At 63.6% G+C, this 15608-nt stretch carries 12 protein-coding genes; 9 read left to right on the top strand and 3 right to left on the bottom strand.

Annotated features, from left to right (window positions below; genetic code table 11):
* Window positions 1-71: 71 nt before the first annotated feature.
* From AAE027_RS15585 to AAE027_RS15575, 3 genes are all read left to right on the top strand, one after another.
* Window positions 72-641, top strand: a complete 570-nt coding sequence (locus AAE027_RS15585; RefSeq protein WP_370985385.1) for a glutathione peroxidase — start codon at window positions 72-74, stop codon at window positions 639-641.
* Between the two features lie 165 nt (window positions 642-806).
* Window positions 807-1829 carry a polysaccharide deacetylase family protein gene (locus AAE027_RS15580; protein WP_370985386.1) on the top strand — a complete coding sequence of 341 codons (1023 nt, stop codon included), beginning with the start codon at window positions 807-809 and terminating at the stop codon, window positions 1827-1829.
* Window positions 1830-1836: 7 nt separating this feature from the next.
* The gene (locus AAE027_RS15575; RefSeq protein ID WP_370985387.1) at window positions 1837-2388 is read left to right on the top strand and encodes a dihydrofolate reductase family protein; all 552 of its coding nucleotides are present in this window, start codon (window positions 1837-1839) and stop codon (window positions 2386-2388) included.
* Between the two features lie 2 nt (window positions 2389-2390).
* Here the strand turns inward: AAE027_RS15575 and AAE027_RS15570 are convergent, their stop codons facing one another.
* Together AAE027_RS15570 and AAE027_RS15565 are read right to left on the bottom strand one after the other, a co-directional pair.
* Window positions 2391-2843, bottom strand: coding sequence for a DoxX family protein (locus tag AAE027_RS15570; RefSeq protein WP_091892912.1), 453 nt, complete (start codon window positions 2841-2843; stop codon window positions 2391-2393).
* 301 nt (window positions 2844-3144) lie between these two features.
* Window positions 3145-5457: an NADP-dependent malic enzyme gene (locus AAE027_RS15565; RefSeq protein WP_370985388.1), complete on the bottom strand. Its 2313-nt coding sequence runs from the start codon at window positions 5455-5457 to the stop codon at window positions 3145-3147.
* A gap of 843 nt (window positions 5458-6300) precedes the next feature.
* Here AAE027_RS15565 and AAE027_RS15560 point away from each other — a divergent pair.
* On the top strand, window positions 6301-6501 hold the full coding sequence (locus tag AAE027_RS15560; protein WP_370985390.1) for a hypothetical protein: 201 nt from the start codon (window positions 6301-6303) through the stop codon (window positions 6499-6501).
* 566 nt (window positions 6502-7067) lie between these two features.
* Window positions 7068-9032 carry a hypothetical protein gene (locus tag AAE027_RS15555; protein ID WP_370985391.1) on the top strand — a complete coding sequence of 655 codons (1965 nt, stop codon included), beginning with the start codon at window positions 7068-7070 and terminating at the stop codon, window positions 9030-9032.
* 179 nt (window positions 9033-9211) lie between these two features.
* On the opposite strand, the gene aspS is transcribed toward AAE027_RS15555, so the two are convergent.
* Window positions 9212-10984, bottom strand: coding sequence for an aspartate--tRNA ligase (gene aspS / locus AAE027_RS15550; RefSeq protein ID WP_091892909.1), 1773 nt, complete (start codon window positions 10982-10984; stop codon window positions 9212-9214).
* Window positions 10985-11172: 188 nt separating this feature from the next.
* On the opposite strand from aspS, the gene AAE027_RS15545 reads away from it, so the two are divergent.
* From AAE027_RS15545 to AAE027_RS15530, 4 genes are all read left to right on the top strand, one after another.
* Window positions 11173-12651 carry a protein adenylyltransferase SelO gene (locus AAE027_RS15545; RefSeq protein ID WP_370985392.1) on the top strand — a complete coding sequence of 493 codons (1479 nt, stop codon included), beginning with the start codon at window positions 11173-11175 and terminating at the stop codon, window positions 12649-12651.
* Window positions 12652-12938: 287 nt separating this feature from the next.
* On the top strand, window positions 12939-13787 hold the full coding sequence (locus tag AAE027_RS15540; protein WP_370985393.1) for a phosphodiesterase: 849 nt from the start codon (window positions 12939-12941) through the stop codon (window positions 13785-13787).
* 1 nt (window position 13788) lies between these two features.
* Complete coding sequence (locus AAE027_RS15535) at window positions 13789-14739, top strand: carbohydrate ABC transporter permease (RefSeq protein WP_370985394.1); 951 nt, start codon at window positions 13789-13791, stop codon at window positions 14737-14739.
* A complete protein-coding gene (locus tag AAE027_RS15530) occupies window positions 14736-15605 on the top strand; it encodes a carbohydrate ABC transporter permease (RefSeq protein WP_091892900.1) in 870 nt (289 codons plus the stop codon). Before AAE027_RS15535 ends, AAE027_RS15530 begins: the two co-directional genes overlap by 4 nt.
* Window positions 15606-15608: the final 3 nt, after the last annotated feature.

Genomic DNA, 15608 nt, shown 5'->3' with positions numbered 1-15608 from the left:
TAACGCGGTGTTGAGCGGCCCGGTCGTGCCGGCGGAGTAACATGAGCCCCGGATCATTTCGGGGACGCCGCATGATGAACCGCAGGACCATGCTCGCCGCGGCCCTTGCGGGCGCCATCGCGCCAGCGACGCGCGCGTTTGCCGACGGCGGCATGAGCCGGATCTCGGCCTATGCCTTCTCCTTCCCCGCATTGTCCGGCGACGACATCCGCCTTGCCGCGTTCACGGGCAAACCGCTGCTGGTGGTGAACACCGCCTCGCTCTGTGGCTACACCCCGCAATATGCCGGCCTGCAAGAACTCTGGGGCGAGTTTCGCGAGCGCGGGCTCACCGTGATCGGCGTGCCCTCCAACGATTTCGGTGGCCAGGAGCCCGGCGGCGCCAGCGAAATCTCCGACACGGCGCACCACCAATACGGCGTTACCTTCCCGGTGACGGCCAAGGCCGTGGTGGTCGGCGCGAAGGCGCATCCATTCTACAAATGGGCTGCCGACGCGCGGCCGAGGGAGGTTCCGAAGTGGAACTTCCACAAATATCTGATCAGCCGTGACGGCTACATCGCCGAGGTCTTTCCGTCCGCGGTGGCGCCGACCGATACCCGGGTCAAAACGGCCATTGCCAAGGCGCTGGCCGACAGTTGACGCGAGTTGCGCCCATCCGGTTGGGCACAATTGTGGCAGGGCACCAAACAGCCGTTGCAATGGCGAGGGCCCACCATCTAGGCTAGGATCGTTTGGGGCAGGACGGTTTTTGTCGCAGGCGAAAAGCCGCGGCGGAACAACGGGATCAATCTCGAGGACAACACCATGCGCGTGGCGGCAGGACTGATTTTGGCAAGCGCGATGTCTTTGGCCATGACGGGTGCGGCATGGTCGCAGACCGCGGCAAAACCCGCAGCAAGCACACAAGCCGCACCAGCGGCGGCACCGGCCGCTTCAGCGCCGGCGACTGCGCCGGCGGCCGCTCCCGCAGTGGCTGCCGCACCAGCGGGCTTCGTCAACCCGCCGCCACCGAAACAGGCGCCGCAGCCGGCGCGCGCAGCCTGCAACACGCCGGGCGCGCTCGGCGTCGCCCGCACCGTCGAGATCGACACCACCGGCGGCCCTGGCTTCGGCTTCGAGCATTTCAAGGAGCTCGACTTCCTGCGCGACCACGAAGTGGTACTGACCTTCGACGATGGCCCCTGGCCCAAGAACACGCCCGCGGTGCTGAAGGCGCTCGCCGACGAGTGCACCACCGGCATCTTCTTCTCCATCGGCAAGCACGCGACCTACGAGCCGGAGATCCTGAAGCAGGTCTATGCGGCCGGTCATACGATCGGCGCGCACACCTGGTCGCACGCCAACCTCAACAACAAGAAGCTCACGGAAGCGCAGCGCAAGGATGAGATCGAGAAGGGCTTCAGCGCCGTGAAATGGGCGCTCGGCGGCATCTCGCCGTCGCCGTTCTTCCGCTTCCCGGCGCTTCAGCATCCGCCGGAGATGGTCACCTATCTCGGCAACCGCAACATCGGGATCTTCTCCTGCGACATCGACTCCTTCGACTTCAAGGCCTCCAAGCCTGAGAAGGTGATCGAGACCGTGATGAAGAAGCTCGAGACCAAGGGCAAGGGCATCATCCTGATGCACGACTTTCAGAAGCACACCGCAGAAGCCCTGCCCGAATTGCTCAAGCGCCTGAAGGCCGGCGGCTACAAGGTGGTGGCGATGCGCGCAAAATTCCCGGCGTCGACGCTGCCCGAATACGACCAGGAGCTGCTCAAGGACATCAAGCTGCCGACGGTGAGCCAGCGCCCGGTCAATTCCGTTGTGACGACCGTTTCCGAATAGAAGGCAATTGTCTTTCCGGTTCGAAGGCTACGTCATCGTCTCGGCGGACGGCATGCTCGCCGACGCGGCGCACGTCATGCCGGACAGTCTGAAGTTCGACGGCGACAAGCTGTTCTTCGAGCAGGCGCTCGATCGCGCCGCGCTGATCGTGCACGGCCGCAACTCGCACGAGCACCAGCCGAATTCGCCGAAGCGCAAGCGGCTGATCCTGACCCGCAAGATCAAGGCGCTGACCGTCGACCCTGAAATGCCGAACGCGACATTGTGGAATCCGGATCACGCGCGCTTCGAAGAGGCTTGCGCCTTTGCCGACGTCGCCTCCGGCATGGTCGCCGTCATCGGCGGCCCCGTGGTGTTCGACATGTTCATGGACCGCTACGACACGTTCTGGCTGTCGGAGGCGCCGCACGTGCGACTGCCCGGCGGCGAGGGCTGTTTTGTCGGCGTGCCCCAGCGGACGCCGCACAAGGTGCTCGCCTCGCACGGGATGAAGCCAGGGGCTCCGTACCTGCTCGACGCGGCGCATGAGGTCACTGTGACCCCGTGGCGCAGGACGTAGCGCTACACGTCGCCGTAGGCCGCTTCGGCCGGACGTGTGGTGCGGCCGTAGCCGATGATCATGCACAGCGCGCCGATGATCGACAGGTTCTTCAGCGCGTCGACCACCATCTTGGCGTTGTCGGGCGGCGCCTGGTTCCAGAAGTCATCGAACAGCACGGTCGCGACCGCGACGTAGATGATCAGCAGCATCGCGAAGAATCGTGCGCCGAAATTCAGAGCGATCATCAGTCCGGCGATGATCTCGAGCCCGCCGACGGCGATCGCCAAGAGTTGCGGCGTGGTCATGGCAGTCGCCGTCTCGAGCTGCTTGGCGTAAGGCGCGACGACGTCGGGCACCACGAGTTTGGTGGCGATGAAGTCGGCGGTCGCCTGGACGGCAAAGAGCTTGGTCGCGCCCGTGTAGATGAACAGCACGGCGAACAGAATTCGCCCGAAAGTCACGAACGCTGGCATGATCGGCCTCTTGGCTCAGGCTTTTTGAAATCGGCGTCTTGACGCGAGTGCCGGGCGATTATGAAGAGTCGTGCGACGGTTTACAAACGGGGAAATCGCAAACCGTTTTGAAAAGATTGAAGCGCGGATGCGCCGGAGGTCTGCTCCCTCGCCACGCTTGCGGGGAGAGGGTTGGGGTGAGGGGGAGCCTCTGCGGGGACGGTGAGAGTTGGACTCGCGGAGAGTCCCCCTCACCCGGATCGCATCTGTCGATGCGATCCGGCCTCTCCCCGCAAGCGGGGAGAGGCGAAGAGATCGCGCCTCAGGTAAACAACGTCGGCTGCTGCCGCGCTGCCCGTTCCTGCGCCTCCACGACTGCAACAGCCGTCATGTTGAGGATGCCGCGCGCGGTCACCGAGGGCGTCAGGATGTGCGCCGGACGCGCCGGGCCGACCAGGATCGGGCCGACGGGGAGCGCGTCCGCCAGCGACTTGATCATCTGATAGGCGACGTTGGCGGTGTCGAGGGTCGGCATGATCAGGATGTTGGCCTCGCCCTCCAGCTTGGAGTGCGGCAGCACCATTTTCCGCGCAGCAGCTGAGAGTGCGGTGTCGCCCTGCATCTCGCCGTCGGCCTCGATCTCCGGATGCCTTTCCTTCAGGAGCTGGGTGGCCCGGCGCATCTTGCGCGAGGAGTCCGTGTCGTAGCTGCCGAAATCCGAATGCGAGACGAAGGCGATCTTCGGCTTGATGTTGAAGCGCTGCACATGGACTGCCGCGAGGGACGCGATCTCGGCGAGCTCTTCCGCGCTCGGATTGGGCCGCACCTGCGTGTCCGCGATGAAAAAGGCGCCCTTGCTGGTGATCAGCAGGGCTAACGCAGCGTAATCGCTGATACCGGCTGAGAAGCCGATGATCTCGCGGACATGGCGCAGATGGCTCATATACCGCCCCTCGACGCCGCACAGCATGGCATCCGCCTCCCCGCGCACCACGGCAAGCGCCGCGATGACCGTGTTGTTGGTGCGCACCACCGTGCGCGCCGCATCGGGCGTCGCGCCGCGGCGGCCGGCGACCTCGACATAGGTCTGCACATAGGAACGGTAGCGTGGATCGTCCTCGGGATTGACGAGGTCGAAATCCTTGCCCGCCTTGATCGAGAGGCCGAAGCGCTTGATGCGCGCCTCGACCACCGAGGGACGGCCGACCAGGATCGGCGTCGCCAGCTTCTCCTCCAGCACCACCTGCGTGGCGCGCAGCACGCGCTCGTCCTCGCCTTCGGCGTAGATCACGCGCACCGGCTGGGTCTTGGCCTTGGCGAACATCGGCTTCATGACGAGGCCGGAGCGGAAGGCGAAGCGCTCGAGCAGCGCGCGATACTCGTCGAAATTGGTAATGGGGCGCGTCGCGACGCCGGATTCCATCGCCGCCTTGGCAACGGCCGGCGCGATGCGCAGGATCAGGCGAGGATCGAACGGACTCGGGATCAACGAGCCGGGCCCGAAGCCACCCGCCTCACCGGTGTCGAGGCTGCCTTGGGAGACTGCATCCGACGGTGCCTCGCGCGCGAGCTGCGCGATCGCCTCGACGGCGGCATGCTTCATCTCCTCGTTGATGGCGCTGGCGCCGACGTCGAGCGCGCCACGGAAGATGAAGGGGAAGCACAGGACGTTGTTGACCTGGTTCGGAAAGTCGGAGCGGCCGGTGCAGATCATGGCGTCGGGGCGCACCTTGCGCGCATCCTCCGGCATGATCTCCGGTATGGGATTGGCGAGCGCCATGATCAGCGGCTTGTCGGCCATCACCTTGGCCATCTCAGGCTTGAGCACGCCGGGCGCGGACAGGCCGATGAAGATGTCGGCGTCGCCGATGACGTCGGCGAGCGTGCGCTTGTCGGTCTTCTGCGCATAGACCGCCTTCCAGCGGTCCATGGAGGTGTTGCGGCCCTCGTGCACGAGGCCGTCGATGTCGCAAACCCAGATGTTCTTGCGCTGCGCGCCCATCGACACCAGCAGGTTCAGCGTCGCAAGTGCCGCGGCCCCTGCCCCCGACGCCACGATCTTGACGTCGGACAGTTTCTTGCCGTTGAGCCTGAGGCCGTTGGTGATGGCGGCGGCGACGATGATGGCGGTGCCGTGCTGGTCGTCGTGGAAGACCGGGATTTTCATGCGCTCCTTCAAGCGCGCCTCGATCTCGAAGCACTCCGGTCCGCGGATGTCTTCCAGGTTGATGCCGCCAAAGGTCGGCTCGAGCGCCGCCACGGTTTCGACCACGCGGTCGATGGTGTCGGCGGCGATCTCGATGTCGAACACGTCGATGCCGGCGAATTTCTTGAACAGGACCGCCTTGCCCTCCATCACCGGCTTGGAGGCCAGCGGGCCGATATTGCCGAGGCCGAGCACGGCGGTGCCGTTCGAGACCACGGCGACCAGATTGGCGCGGGTGGTGAGCGAGGCGGCCTCTGCGGGATTCTTGGCGATCTCGGTGCAGGCGGCCGCGACGCCCGGCGAATAGGCCAGCGCGAGGTCGCGCTGGTTGGCAAGCGGCTTGCTTGCCTGGATCTCCAGCTTTCCGGGCCGCGGCAGACGGTGATAGGCGAGCGCCGCCTGGTGGAGATCATCAGAGTAAGAAGACATGCAGTACTTTCAAGGACTTAGCTGTAAAACTGCTTCTAACCACTCTATACATATCAATAGGTTAGCTGTCCATTGTAAAACAAGAAGGCACCTTCGCGCATCCGCGGCACTACTATGAGTAGCGTTATGAGATTCGTGCCCGACATGGATTCCTATGAAACGTCATGCGCGAAATCCGCGTTCATGCGAGTTTTGTCACATCTCAAATGAAGCAATTTTTCTGAAGTACGGACGGTGACTTTCGTCAGATTGAATGCTGGGATTCTGCAAAATCCCTATCGGTACTTCAACTCGCGCTCGATGTCGTATTGCCGATCCGCGAGGGCAGCAATGCAAGGAGGGACCTTGTTACCGAGCACTCTCCCCGTTGCGGCCGCATCGGCAGCGCGCCGTGTTAATTGCCACCATGTGTAGAGATCGCGCGTAGGCAGTGCCTGCAACTGCGCAACGGTTGGCACGGCCTTGGTATCCGTGCACGCCTCGATGCCGAACGCAGGACCAGCTACGACTAGGGCTACTGGCAAAAAAATATACCGCAACAGGCGAGATCTCATCGCCGATATCCCTGGATGGCAAGAAGTTGGTCTTGTTGTTTTTCGGCAGCAAGCAAATCGATACGTAGAGAATACAAAAGCAAATCCAAGCGATGCGAGACCGTTGAATGGTTTCGGAGGGGGTTATCCCCTGTTCGACAACTCGCTGTTGCCAACTTTCTGGATCAGTTGATGCTCGCGGAGATTGCATGTACGACGAATATTGCAGGTACCTGCAAGGGCTCAGTTTATTTGACCATATCGCGCGAACAGATCGCACATGACTGTAAGAATTTGAGGGACACATACAATGCTTTTGCGTGAACACTGGGAACAAGCTGTCGCAGCAAATGAGTTCGATACGAAGCTCTCTTCGGAAGACCTACAACTCTTGAAGAAAGTATTCTTCACTGGAGCCGTCGCATGTTTCTCGGAAATGCGAGCGCGCAAAGGCGACGACATCGCTGCGTTAGAGAATGAGCTGAAGGAATTTGTGGACGGCCACAGATAGTAAGCGCCAAAGCTTTCCAAGCTTGATCGTGACGAGAACCTGAAAGTGAGCCCATGGTCCATTGCGATCGCGCAACTTCTTACATCGCAAAGCCGCTGAGGGCCGCGCTGATCTTCTCGCCACTAGCCTATTTCGGGCAAGCAAATTCAGTTCGCGCTGTAAAACCGAAGACAGAGAGGTCGCGCATCTGAAAGTCGATCAACGCTCAAAAAACGATCGAACGTAGAGCTGTAAAACCGCCTGTAAAACGATCCGGCCAACTTATTGATATTTAATGCCTTTTCTGATTTGATGGAGATCATCAGAATAGGACGACATGCGGTGTCTCGCCTCGCGTTACCGGCCTCAAAATGCCTGATCCGGAGCGGCCGCCCGCGCGGACGGGTATTTCCGGGCCATGGAAACGGGATGAAGCACGGCAGGCGCCCCGGTGGCAACATCCGATTGCGACCCCATCAACAGGACGCGTGGTCAAATACTTGAAAACCATAGCTTTCCCTGGACCGCATAGCGTTTCGCGAATATGCCAGGTTGCACGGTGCAAAACGAGCAACTGGAGCAAGGGAATGAAGCGAATCCTGATCGGCCTGATCGTGGCAGCCGTGCTCGGAGCGGGCGGATGGTTCGGCTTCAACCTCTACGCCAAGCATCGCGCCACCGCCGAGGTTGAGGCCGCGTTCGAAAGGATCCGTTCGAGCGGCGGCAAGGCGAGCCATGGCAAGATTGATTTCGATCTGCCCACTCGCATGGTGACGATCGAGGACATCGCGATCGCTCCCGGCGAGCAGGCGCAGATCAAGATCGCCGGCATCAAGGGCACGGGCATCCGCCTGATCGACGATGTCAGGTTCTCGGCCGACAGCATCGACGTCACGGGTTTCGAAGTCGCACTGAACCAAGTCGGCCCCACGAAGCTGAAGGCGTCCTACAAGATCCCGCAACTTACCCTGCGTGACTATGCCGGCCCCCTTCACGCCGGGAATGTGCCGAAGGGCGACTCCCTGATCGACATCTACCGCTATGTGCTCGATCAATACGCAAGCGTCACTGCATCGTCAGTCACGGCTCCGACGCTGACGATGAGCTTCGATGCGAGCGGCAGCGTTGCCGGCAGCGGCGAGGTCGCCTATTCGCGGCTGGCGATCCAGCATCTCAAGCACGGCAAGATCGATGCCATGAAGGCGGACCGGGCCGTCTTCACCATCGACGTGCCGCAGCCGGGCAAGCAGGACAAGCTGACCGGCGATCTCTCCAACATCGTCGTCAACGATTTCGACGCGACCGCGATCGCCGCGGCGCTCGATCCGCAGAAGGCCGGCGATGCCAGCTACCACCGCGTCTACCGGCAGATGTCAGCCGGCCCCTATGTGCTCAAATCGACCCAGGGCATGCGGATCGACATCGACGGGATCACCTTCGAGGACATCGCGGTGCAGCCGTCAAAATTCCGGCCGGCCGAGATCGTTGCGCTCATGCCGACGGACCGGTCGGTCCTCCCGACACAAGCGCAATCGCGCGAGATGATGGGGAAGCTCGCCGGGTTCTATGAGGGCCTTCGCATCGGCAAGATCGAAGTCGGCAAGACCTCGATGGGCACGCCGCAAGGGACGGCCAGGATCAACGCCGTCAGATACCGCGAGGGCGAGTTCGCGGTCGAAGGCATCGATACGCCGTCCCCACAGGGGCAGTTCAAGATGGAGCGATTCGCGCTGAAATCGTTCAGCGCGGCAAACCTGATGCGCTGGGCGGCAGGCCTCAGCGGTCATGGGCAGGCGCCCTCGCCCGATCAGTTGCTGGGCCTGTTCCGCGTGCTCGAAGGCGCCGAGATCAAGGGCGTAGTGGCGCCCTACAAGAACACGCGCCAGTTCGTCACCATCGATACGGTCAGCCTGAACTGGGGCCAGCTGGTCGGATCGATCCCGAGCAAGGCCAGCCTGGTCGTGAAAATGGTCACCCCCACCGATCCCGCCAACCCGGCGCAGCGGCCGCTGGTTATGGCGGGCGTCGACAAGCTCGCGATCAACCTCGATCTCGGCGCTGCCTGGACGGAGTCATCAGGTGCGTTTGCGCTCGCGCCCGCCACCATCGATCTCGGCAATCTCGCCAGGGCACAGGCCCGCCTCGCGCTCGCCAACGTGCCGCGCACGATGTTCACCGCCGATCCGGTGCAGGCCATGAGCCAGGCCGGCCAGATCGAGACCGGCGCGATCGAGCTCTCCCTGCGCGACGGCGGCGTCGTCGATCTCGTCGTGGCGCAGTTCTCGCGCATGCAGGATGTCAGCCGCGACGCCGCGCGCAGCGCCATCGTCGAGATGATCAGGGCGCAGGGCGGGAAGATCGCGGCGTCCAATGCCGACGTTAGAATGGCCGTCGATGCGCTCGCCGGCTTCGTCGAGACATCCGGGCAGACGCTGACCATCAAGCTGACGCCCCGCGCCAAGGTGCCGCTGATGCAATTGATGCAGCTCTCGCAAAGCGACCCGGAGAGCGCGCTGGCGCAGTTCAGGATCGAGGCGTCGACAGGTTTGTAGGGCTTATCGCTGCGAATGAGATGACAGCTGACCTGGCGAAAATCCCTTCCCGTCATTGCTGACGGGTGGAGAGAGCGGACCCAAGATCAGCAGATCGAATCGCGGAGAGTCCCCTCTCACCCGCCTCGCATCTTCGGTGCGACGCGGCCTCTCCCCGCGTGCGGGGAGAGGCGAGCCACTCACTTCTGCGGCAGGTTCACCCGCACGTGCAGTTCGCGGAGCTGCTTGGTGGTGGCTTCCGACGGCGCGCCCATCAGGAGGTCCATGGCCTGCTGGTTCATCGGGAACAGCGAGATCTCGCGCAAATTCGTGGTGCCGCACAGGAGCATCACGATGCGGTCGACACCCGCGGCCATGCCGCCATGCGGCGGCGCGCCGTACTGGAAGGCGCGGTACATGCCGCCGAAGCGGTCGACCACTTCCTGCTCGCCATAGCCGGCAATCTCGAACGCCTTCACCATCGCTTCCGGCACGTGGTTGCGGATGCCGCCCGAGGCGATCTCGTAGCCGTTGCAGGTGATGTCGTACTGGAACGCCTTGATGGTCAGCGGATCCTGTCCCTTCAGCGCTTCCAGACCGCCCTGCGGCATCGAGAACGGGTTGTGCGAGAAATCGACCTTCTTGTCGTCCTCGTTGTACTCGTACATCGGGAAGTCGACGACCCAGGCGAGCTCGAACCGCTCCTTGTCGGTGAGGTTCAACTCCTCGCCGACCTTGTTGCGGGCCAAACCGGAGAACTTCCAGAACTTGTCGGGATCGCCGGCGACGAAGAAGGCGGCATCGCCCTCCTTCACGCCGAGCTGCGCGCGGATCGCGGCGGTGCGCTCGGCCCCGATGTTGTTCGCGAGCGGACCTGCACCCTCGCCGCCCTCACGCCACATGATGTAGCCGAGGCCGGGCTGGCCCTCGCCCTGCGCCCACGAATTCATGCGGTCGCAGAAGGCACGGCTGCCGCCGCCCGGCGCCGGGATCGCCCAGACCTGGTTCTTGGGATCTTCGAGCATGCGCGCGAACACCTTGAAACCGGAGCCGCGGAAATGCTCGGAGACGTCCTGCATCTCGATGGGATTGCGCAGGTCCGGCTTGTCGCTGCCGTATTTGCGCAGTGCCTCGGCGAAGGGAATCCGGCGCCAGCCCTTCGTCACCGGCTTTCCTCTCGCGAACTCCTCGAACACGCCGGTGATGACAGGCTCCATCGCCGCGAAGACGTCGTCCTGCGTCACAAAGCTCATCTCGACGTCGAGCTGATAGAACTCGCCGGGCAGACGGTCGGCGCGCGGGTCCTCGTCGCGGAAGCAGGGCGCGATCTGGAAGTAGCGATCAAAGCCGCTCATCATCAAGAGCTGCTTGTACTGCTGCGGCGCCTGCGGCAGTGCGTAGAATTTGCCGGGATGGATGCGCGAGGGCACCAGGAAATCGCGCGCGCCTTCCGGCGAGGACGCGGTCAGGATCGGGGTGTTGAACTCGAAGAAGCCCTGCCCCTCCATGCGCCTGCGCATCGACTTGATAATTTCGATGCGGGTCATGATGTTCTGATGCAGCTTCTCGCGGCGCAGATCGAGGAAGCGGTACTTCAGGCGGATGTCCTCGGGATATTCCTGGTCGCCGAACACCGGCAGCGGCAGGTCGCCGGCCGGGCCCAGCACCTCGATCTCGCTGATGTAGACTTCGACCTTGCCGGTCGGCAGATCATCATTGTCGGTGCCTTCTGGGCGGCGGCGGGCCTTGCCGTCCATCCGCACCACGAATTCCGAGCGCAGCTTCTCGGCCAGCGAGAATGCCGGCGAGTCCGGGTCGACCACGCACTGGGTCAGGCCGTAATGGTCGCGCAGGTCGATGAACAGCACGCCGCCATGGTCGCGAACGCGATGGACCCAGCCCGAGAGGCGAACCGTCTCGCCGATGTTGCTCTCGCGGAGCGCGCCGCATGTATGTGACCGGTAGCGATGCATGGTCGTCCCAAAATCAATGTCGGAGGAAGCGAATCGGACGGCCGGTAACGGCCGGTCCGAAGTTGCGGCAGGGTTTACCCGACGAGGCCCTAGGCGGCAACCAAGGGAACGCGCTGTTTTGGGCCAGATGCGTCCATTTTCAAGGGCCGAGCCTTTGCCATCAGGCGTTCCAGCCCTATCTTGAGGCCATGACGGTCCATTTCCCCTTCCAGAACTCCTATTCGGCGCTGCCGGACAGCTTCTTCGCCCGCGTCGCGCCGACCCCTGTGGCGGCGCCCCGGCTGATCAAGCTGAACCGGCCGCTGGCGGTCCAGCTCGGACTCGATCCGGATGCGCTGGAGACCCCGGAAGGCGCCGAAATCCTGGCCGGCAAGGCGGTTCCCGTCGGCGCCGATCCCATCGCCATGGCCTATGCCGGCCACCAGTTCGGGCATTTCGTGCCCCAGCTTGGCGACGGCCGCGCCATCCTGCTCGGCGAGGTCATCGATAAAGACGGCGTCCGCCGCGACATCCAGCTCAAGGGAAGCGGCCCCACCCCGTTCTCCCGCCGCGGCGACGGCCGCGCCGCGCTCGGGCCGGTCCTGCGCGAATACATCGTCAGCGAAGCGATGTTCGCGCTGGGCATCCCGACCACGCGCTCGCTCGCCGCCGTCGTCACCGGCGAGCACGTCATCCGCGAGACCGCGCTACCCGGCGCGGTGCTGACGCGCATCGCCTCCAGCCATATCCGCGTCGGCACCTTCCAGTTCTTTGCTGTCCGCCGTGACACTGAGGCGATCCGCCGGCTCGCCGACCACGTGATCACCCGCCATTATCCCGAGCTGCTGCATGTCGAGCGGCCCTATCACGCCCTGCTCGCAAGCGTCGTCGCGCGCCAGGCCGATCTGGTCGCGCGCTGGCTTTTGGTCGGCTTCATCCACGGCGTGATGAATACCGACAACACGTCCATCTCCGGCGAGACCATCGACTACGGCCCCTGCGCCTTCATGGATGCCTATAACCCCGTGCAGGTGTTCTCCTCGATCGATGAGATGGGCCGCTACGCCTATGCCAACCAGCCGCGCATCGGCTTGTGGAATCTGACCCGGCTCGCCGAATGCCTGCTGCCGCTATTCTCCGACGATCAGGAGAAAGCAGTCGCCGAAGCCCAGGACATTCTCGGCGCGTTCGCCGAGACGTTCAGCAACGCCTATCAGGCCGGCCTGCGCAAGAAGATCGGCCTGTTTGGGGAGCGCGACGGCGACGACGCCCTGATCCAGGACCTGCTCGATGCCATGGCCAAGAACCAGGCCGACTTCACCCTCACCTTCCGCAAGCTCGGTGAGGCCGCGGGGGATGAAGCCGGCGCCTCCGACGTCCGCGCGCACTTCATGGATCCCTCGGCGTTCGACGACTGGGCCAAGCGCTGGCGCGAGCGCATTGCCCTGGAGCCGCAGAGCGCGGCCGAACGGAAAGCCGCCATGCACGCCGTCAACCCGATGTTTATCCCGCGCAACCACCGCGTCGAAGCCGTGATCCAGGCCGCCGTCAACGACGACGACTATGCTCCGTTCGAGGAATTGGTGAAGGTGCTGGCCAAGCCGTACGAGGACCAGCCGGACTATGCGGCCTACGCCGATCCGCCGCTCCCGGATCAGCGGGTGCTGCAGACGTTCTGCGGGACGTGAGAAATGCCGTTCGACGGGTAGAGCGCAACGCACCCATCTTCCTCGGCGCCTCTACCATCCCTGCACTCGCGATGCTGATGGATTTGCCTGCGCTCGTCCGACACTGCGCACTGCGATAGGCTCGATGCCGCAACGCGAGACGACCCCGTTGACCGCACTCGCCGTTCTGCCCAACAATTTGCCGCGTCGGCAACCACTGTCATCAAACTGAAACACTCTCACTCTAACCGGCTGGCGGGCCGTCTTGCCGGAGGCGACCGTCCTCCCAGAGACCTGACACGCGCGCCATGCCCTTCAAATTCATCCATATCACCGACACGCATCTCGCGAATCCCGGGCTGAAGCTCTATGGCCTCGACCCGCGCGCCCGGCTGGATGCCGCCATCGCCGACATCAACAAGCATCAGTCGGATGCGGCCTTCGCGGTCGTGACCGGCGACCTCACCCATTGGGGCGAGCCTGGATCGTACGCCAATTTCGCAGACGCGATGGCCGCGCTGAAGATGCCTTACATCGCCATGGTCGGCAATCACGACAAGCGCGTCGCCTGCCTCGACGGTCTTCGGTCCGCGCCGCGCGATCAGAACGGCTTCGTGCAGGGGACGCGCACCACCGAGCACGGCCTGTTCGTCTTCCTCGACACGCTGGACGAGACCAGCCACGCCGGCGAGATGTGTAATAAGCGCCTCGGCTGGCTCGAAAGCACGCTGGCCGCAGCGCCCGCTGACATGCCGTTCGTCGTCTTCATGCATCATCCGCCCTTCCCGGTCGGCGTGCTCGCGATGGACGAGATCGCGCTGAAGCAGCGCGGCGAATTCGCCGAGGTGATCGCGCCCTATCGCAGCCGCATCCGCCACCTCTTCTTCGGCCATGTGCACCGTCCGATCTTCGGCAGCTACGGCAAGATCCCGTTCTCGACGCTGCGCGGCACCAACCACCAGGTCTGGTTCGAGCTCAATGCCAACGCGCCGCATCTGGCGAGCCACGAGCCGCCGGCCTACGGCGTGGTGCTGATCGACGATGAGAACCTGGTCGTGCACAGCCACGACTTCCTCGACACCAGTCTGCGCTTCCCCTTCGAGCCGCCGGCGGGAGTGAACGACCGCGACTATGCGCTCAAGTTTGCGGCGCGGTGAGATGAGCCTCGCCGAACCCGCGGCTCTCCCGGTCGCGACCTCGGCGGCACCGCGCCTGCACGTCCTGAAGCGCTTCGCCGCCGGCTTCAAGGCATCGCTACCGGCCTATCTGCTGCTGCTGCCCTCGCTGATCTTCCTCGCGCTGTTCACCTATGGCGCGATGGGGCGCGTGTTCATCGATGCGCTCTATCAGCGCACGACGCCGAAAGCGCCCGTGCGCTTCGTCGGCCTCGACAATGTCAGCGCGGTGATTGCCGACCCCGCCTTCACCGGCGCGGTCGTCAACAATCTGATCTATGCCGTCGGCACGGCGATCCCGAGCATCGGCTTGGCGCTGTTGTTCGCGCTCGCGCTCGCGCGCACCAGCGCGGTGACCAGTGCGCTGCGCGCGGCGCTGTTCCTACCGGTGCTGATCCCGATGGTCGCAGCATCCGCGCTGTTCCTGTTCATCTTCCTGCCCAATGTCGGCCTGCTCGACTATTACATCGGCCGGCTGCTTCCGGTGCTGCCGAACTGGCTGGGCGATCCCGACATCGCGCTGTCGGCGATCATGGTGATCACGATCTGGAAGAACGCCGGCTATTACATGCTGTTCTTCCTCGCAGGCCTGCAGGCGGTGCCGGAGGACGTCATGGAGGCCGCCCATCTCGATGGTGCCGGTCCGTTCCAGCGCCTGCGCTACATCATCCTGCCGGAGCTTAAGCCCACCTTCCTGTTCGTCACCGTGATCGCGACGCTCAATGCGGTGACGCAAGTCGACCACGTCTTCGTCCTGACCCAGGGTGGCCCGTCCAACTCGACCAATCTCGTACTGTTCTACATCTACCAGCAGGCGGTCGAGCATTACGACGTCGGCAAGGCCTCCGCGGCGACACTGCTGACGCTGGCCGCGCTGATGGGCCTCACCGCGCTTTCGTTCCGCACGCTGGCGAACCGCGAGGGCGGGCCATGAATGTGATCGACCGTCTGTTTAGGGATGCTCCGCTCGCCACGCGCCGCGAGATCACGCCAAAGCTCGGGTTCGTACTGACGGTGCTGCTCGCGCTGGTCTGGCTGATCCCGTTCCTCTGGATGGGCGTGGCGACCCTGCGCCCGGCTTCCGACGGCATCAATCTCATGGCCGAGCTGATGCCGAGCCTGAAGCCGACGCTCGACAACATCAGGGAGGCCTGGGAGATCGGCGACTTCCCGCGCTACACCCTCAATACCACCATCATCTGCACCGGCATTCTGCTGGTGCAGTTCGTCACGATCACACTGGCGGGCTTTGCCTTTGCGCGGCTCGCCTTCGCCGGCAAGACCCTGATCTTCTACCTGTTCCTGATGCAGCTGATGCTGGTGCCGGTGCTGCTGATCGTGCCCAATTTAAGCCTGATCGCGCAGCTCGGCCTCTACGACACGCTTACCGGCGTGATGATGCCATTCTTTGCCTCGGCCTTCGGCACGTTCCTGATGCGGCAAGCGTTCGAGGCCATTCCGACCGAGCTGGAGGACGCCGCGCTGATCGACGGCGCGGGTCTGTTTCAGCGCATCCGCCACATCTACGTGCCGCTGTCGCTGCCGAGCTTTTCGGCCTTCGCCATCATCTCCGTGACCAGCCATTGGAATGACTTCCTGTGGCCACTGATGGTGATCAACTCGCCGGACAAGCGGCCGCTCACGGTCGGGCTCTCCGTCTTCACCAAGACGGCCGAGGGCACGCAGGCTTGGGGCACCATCGCCGCGGGCACGCTGATGGTGATCGCACCGCTGCTCGTCACCTTCCTGATCTTCCAGAAGCGCTTCATCAGCTCTTTCGTCACCTCAGGCATCAAATAGGAG

It is taken from the genome of Bradyrhizobium sp. DN3 (genome assembly GCF_041357655.1).
Lineage (GTDB): Bacteria > Pseudomonadota > Alphaproteobacteria > Rhizobiales > Xanthobacteraceae > Bradyrhizobium.
The sequence above is the reverse complement of the archived record's forward strand: the minus strand, read 5'-3'. Positions and strand labels throughout refer to the sequence as shown.

What these genes read in the sequence shown, in the direction of transcription:
- AAE027_RS15585 (WP_370985385.1), top strand. Translation starts at nt 72, where the DNA reads ATGATGAACCGCAGGACCATGCTCGCCGCGGCCCTTGCGGGCGCCATC.
- AAE027_RS15580 (WP_370985386.1), top strand. Translation starts at nt 807, where the DNA reads ATGCGCGTGGCGGCAGGACTGATTTTGGCAAGCGCGATGTCTTTGGCC.
- AAE027_RS15570 (WP_091892912.1), bottom strand. Translation starts at nt 2,843, where the DNA reads ATGCCAGCGTTCGTGACTTTCGGGCGAATTCTGTTCGCCGTGCTGTTC.
- AAE027_RS15565 (WP_370985388.1), bottom strand. Translation starts at nt 5,457, where the DNA reads ATGTCTTCTTACTCTGATGATCTCCACCAGGCGGCGCTCGCCTATCAC.
- AAE027_RS15560 (WP_370985390.1), top strand. Translation starts at nt 6,301, where the DNA reads ATGCTTTTGCGTGAACACTGGGAACAAGCTGTCGCAGCAAATGAGTTC.
- AAE027_RS15555 (WP_370985391.1), top strand. Translation starts at nt 7,068, where the DNA reads ATGAAGCGAATCCTGATCGGCCTGATCGTGGCAGCCGTGCTCGGAGCG.
- aspS (WP_091892909.1), bottom strand. Translation starts at nt 10,984, where the DNA reads ATGCATCGCTACCGGTCACATACATGCGGCGCGCTCCGCGAGAGCAAC.
- AAE027_RS15545 (WP_370985392.1), top strand. Translation starts at nt 11,173, where the DNA reads ATGACGGTCCATTTCCCCTTCCAGAACTCCTATTCGGCGCTGCCGGAC.
- AAE027_RS15540 (WP_370985393.1), top strand. Translation starts at nt 12,939, where the DNA reads ATGCCCTTCAAATTCATCCATATCACCGACACGCATCTCGCGAATCCC.
- AAE027_RS15535 (WP_370985394.1), top strand. Translation starts at nt 13,789, where the DNA reads ATGAGCCTCGCCGAACCCGCGGCTCTCCCGGTCGCGACCTCGGCGGCA.
- AAE027_RS15530 (WP_091892900.1), top strand. Translation starts at nt 14,736, where the DNA reads ATGAATGTGATCGACCGTCTGTTTAGGGATGCTCCGCTCGCCACGCGC.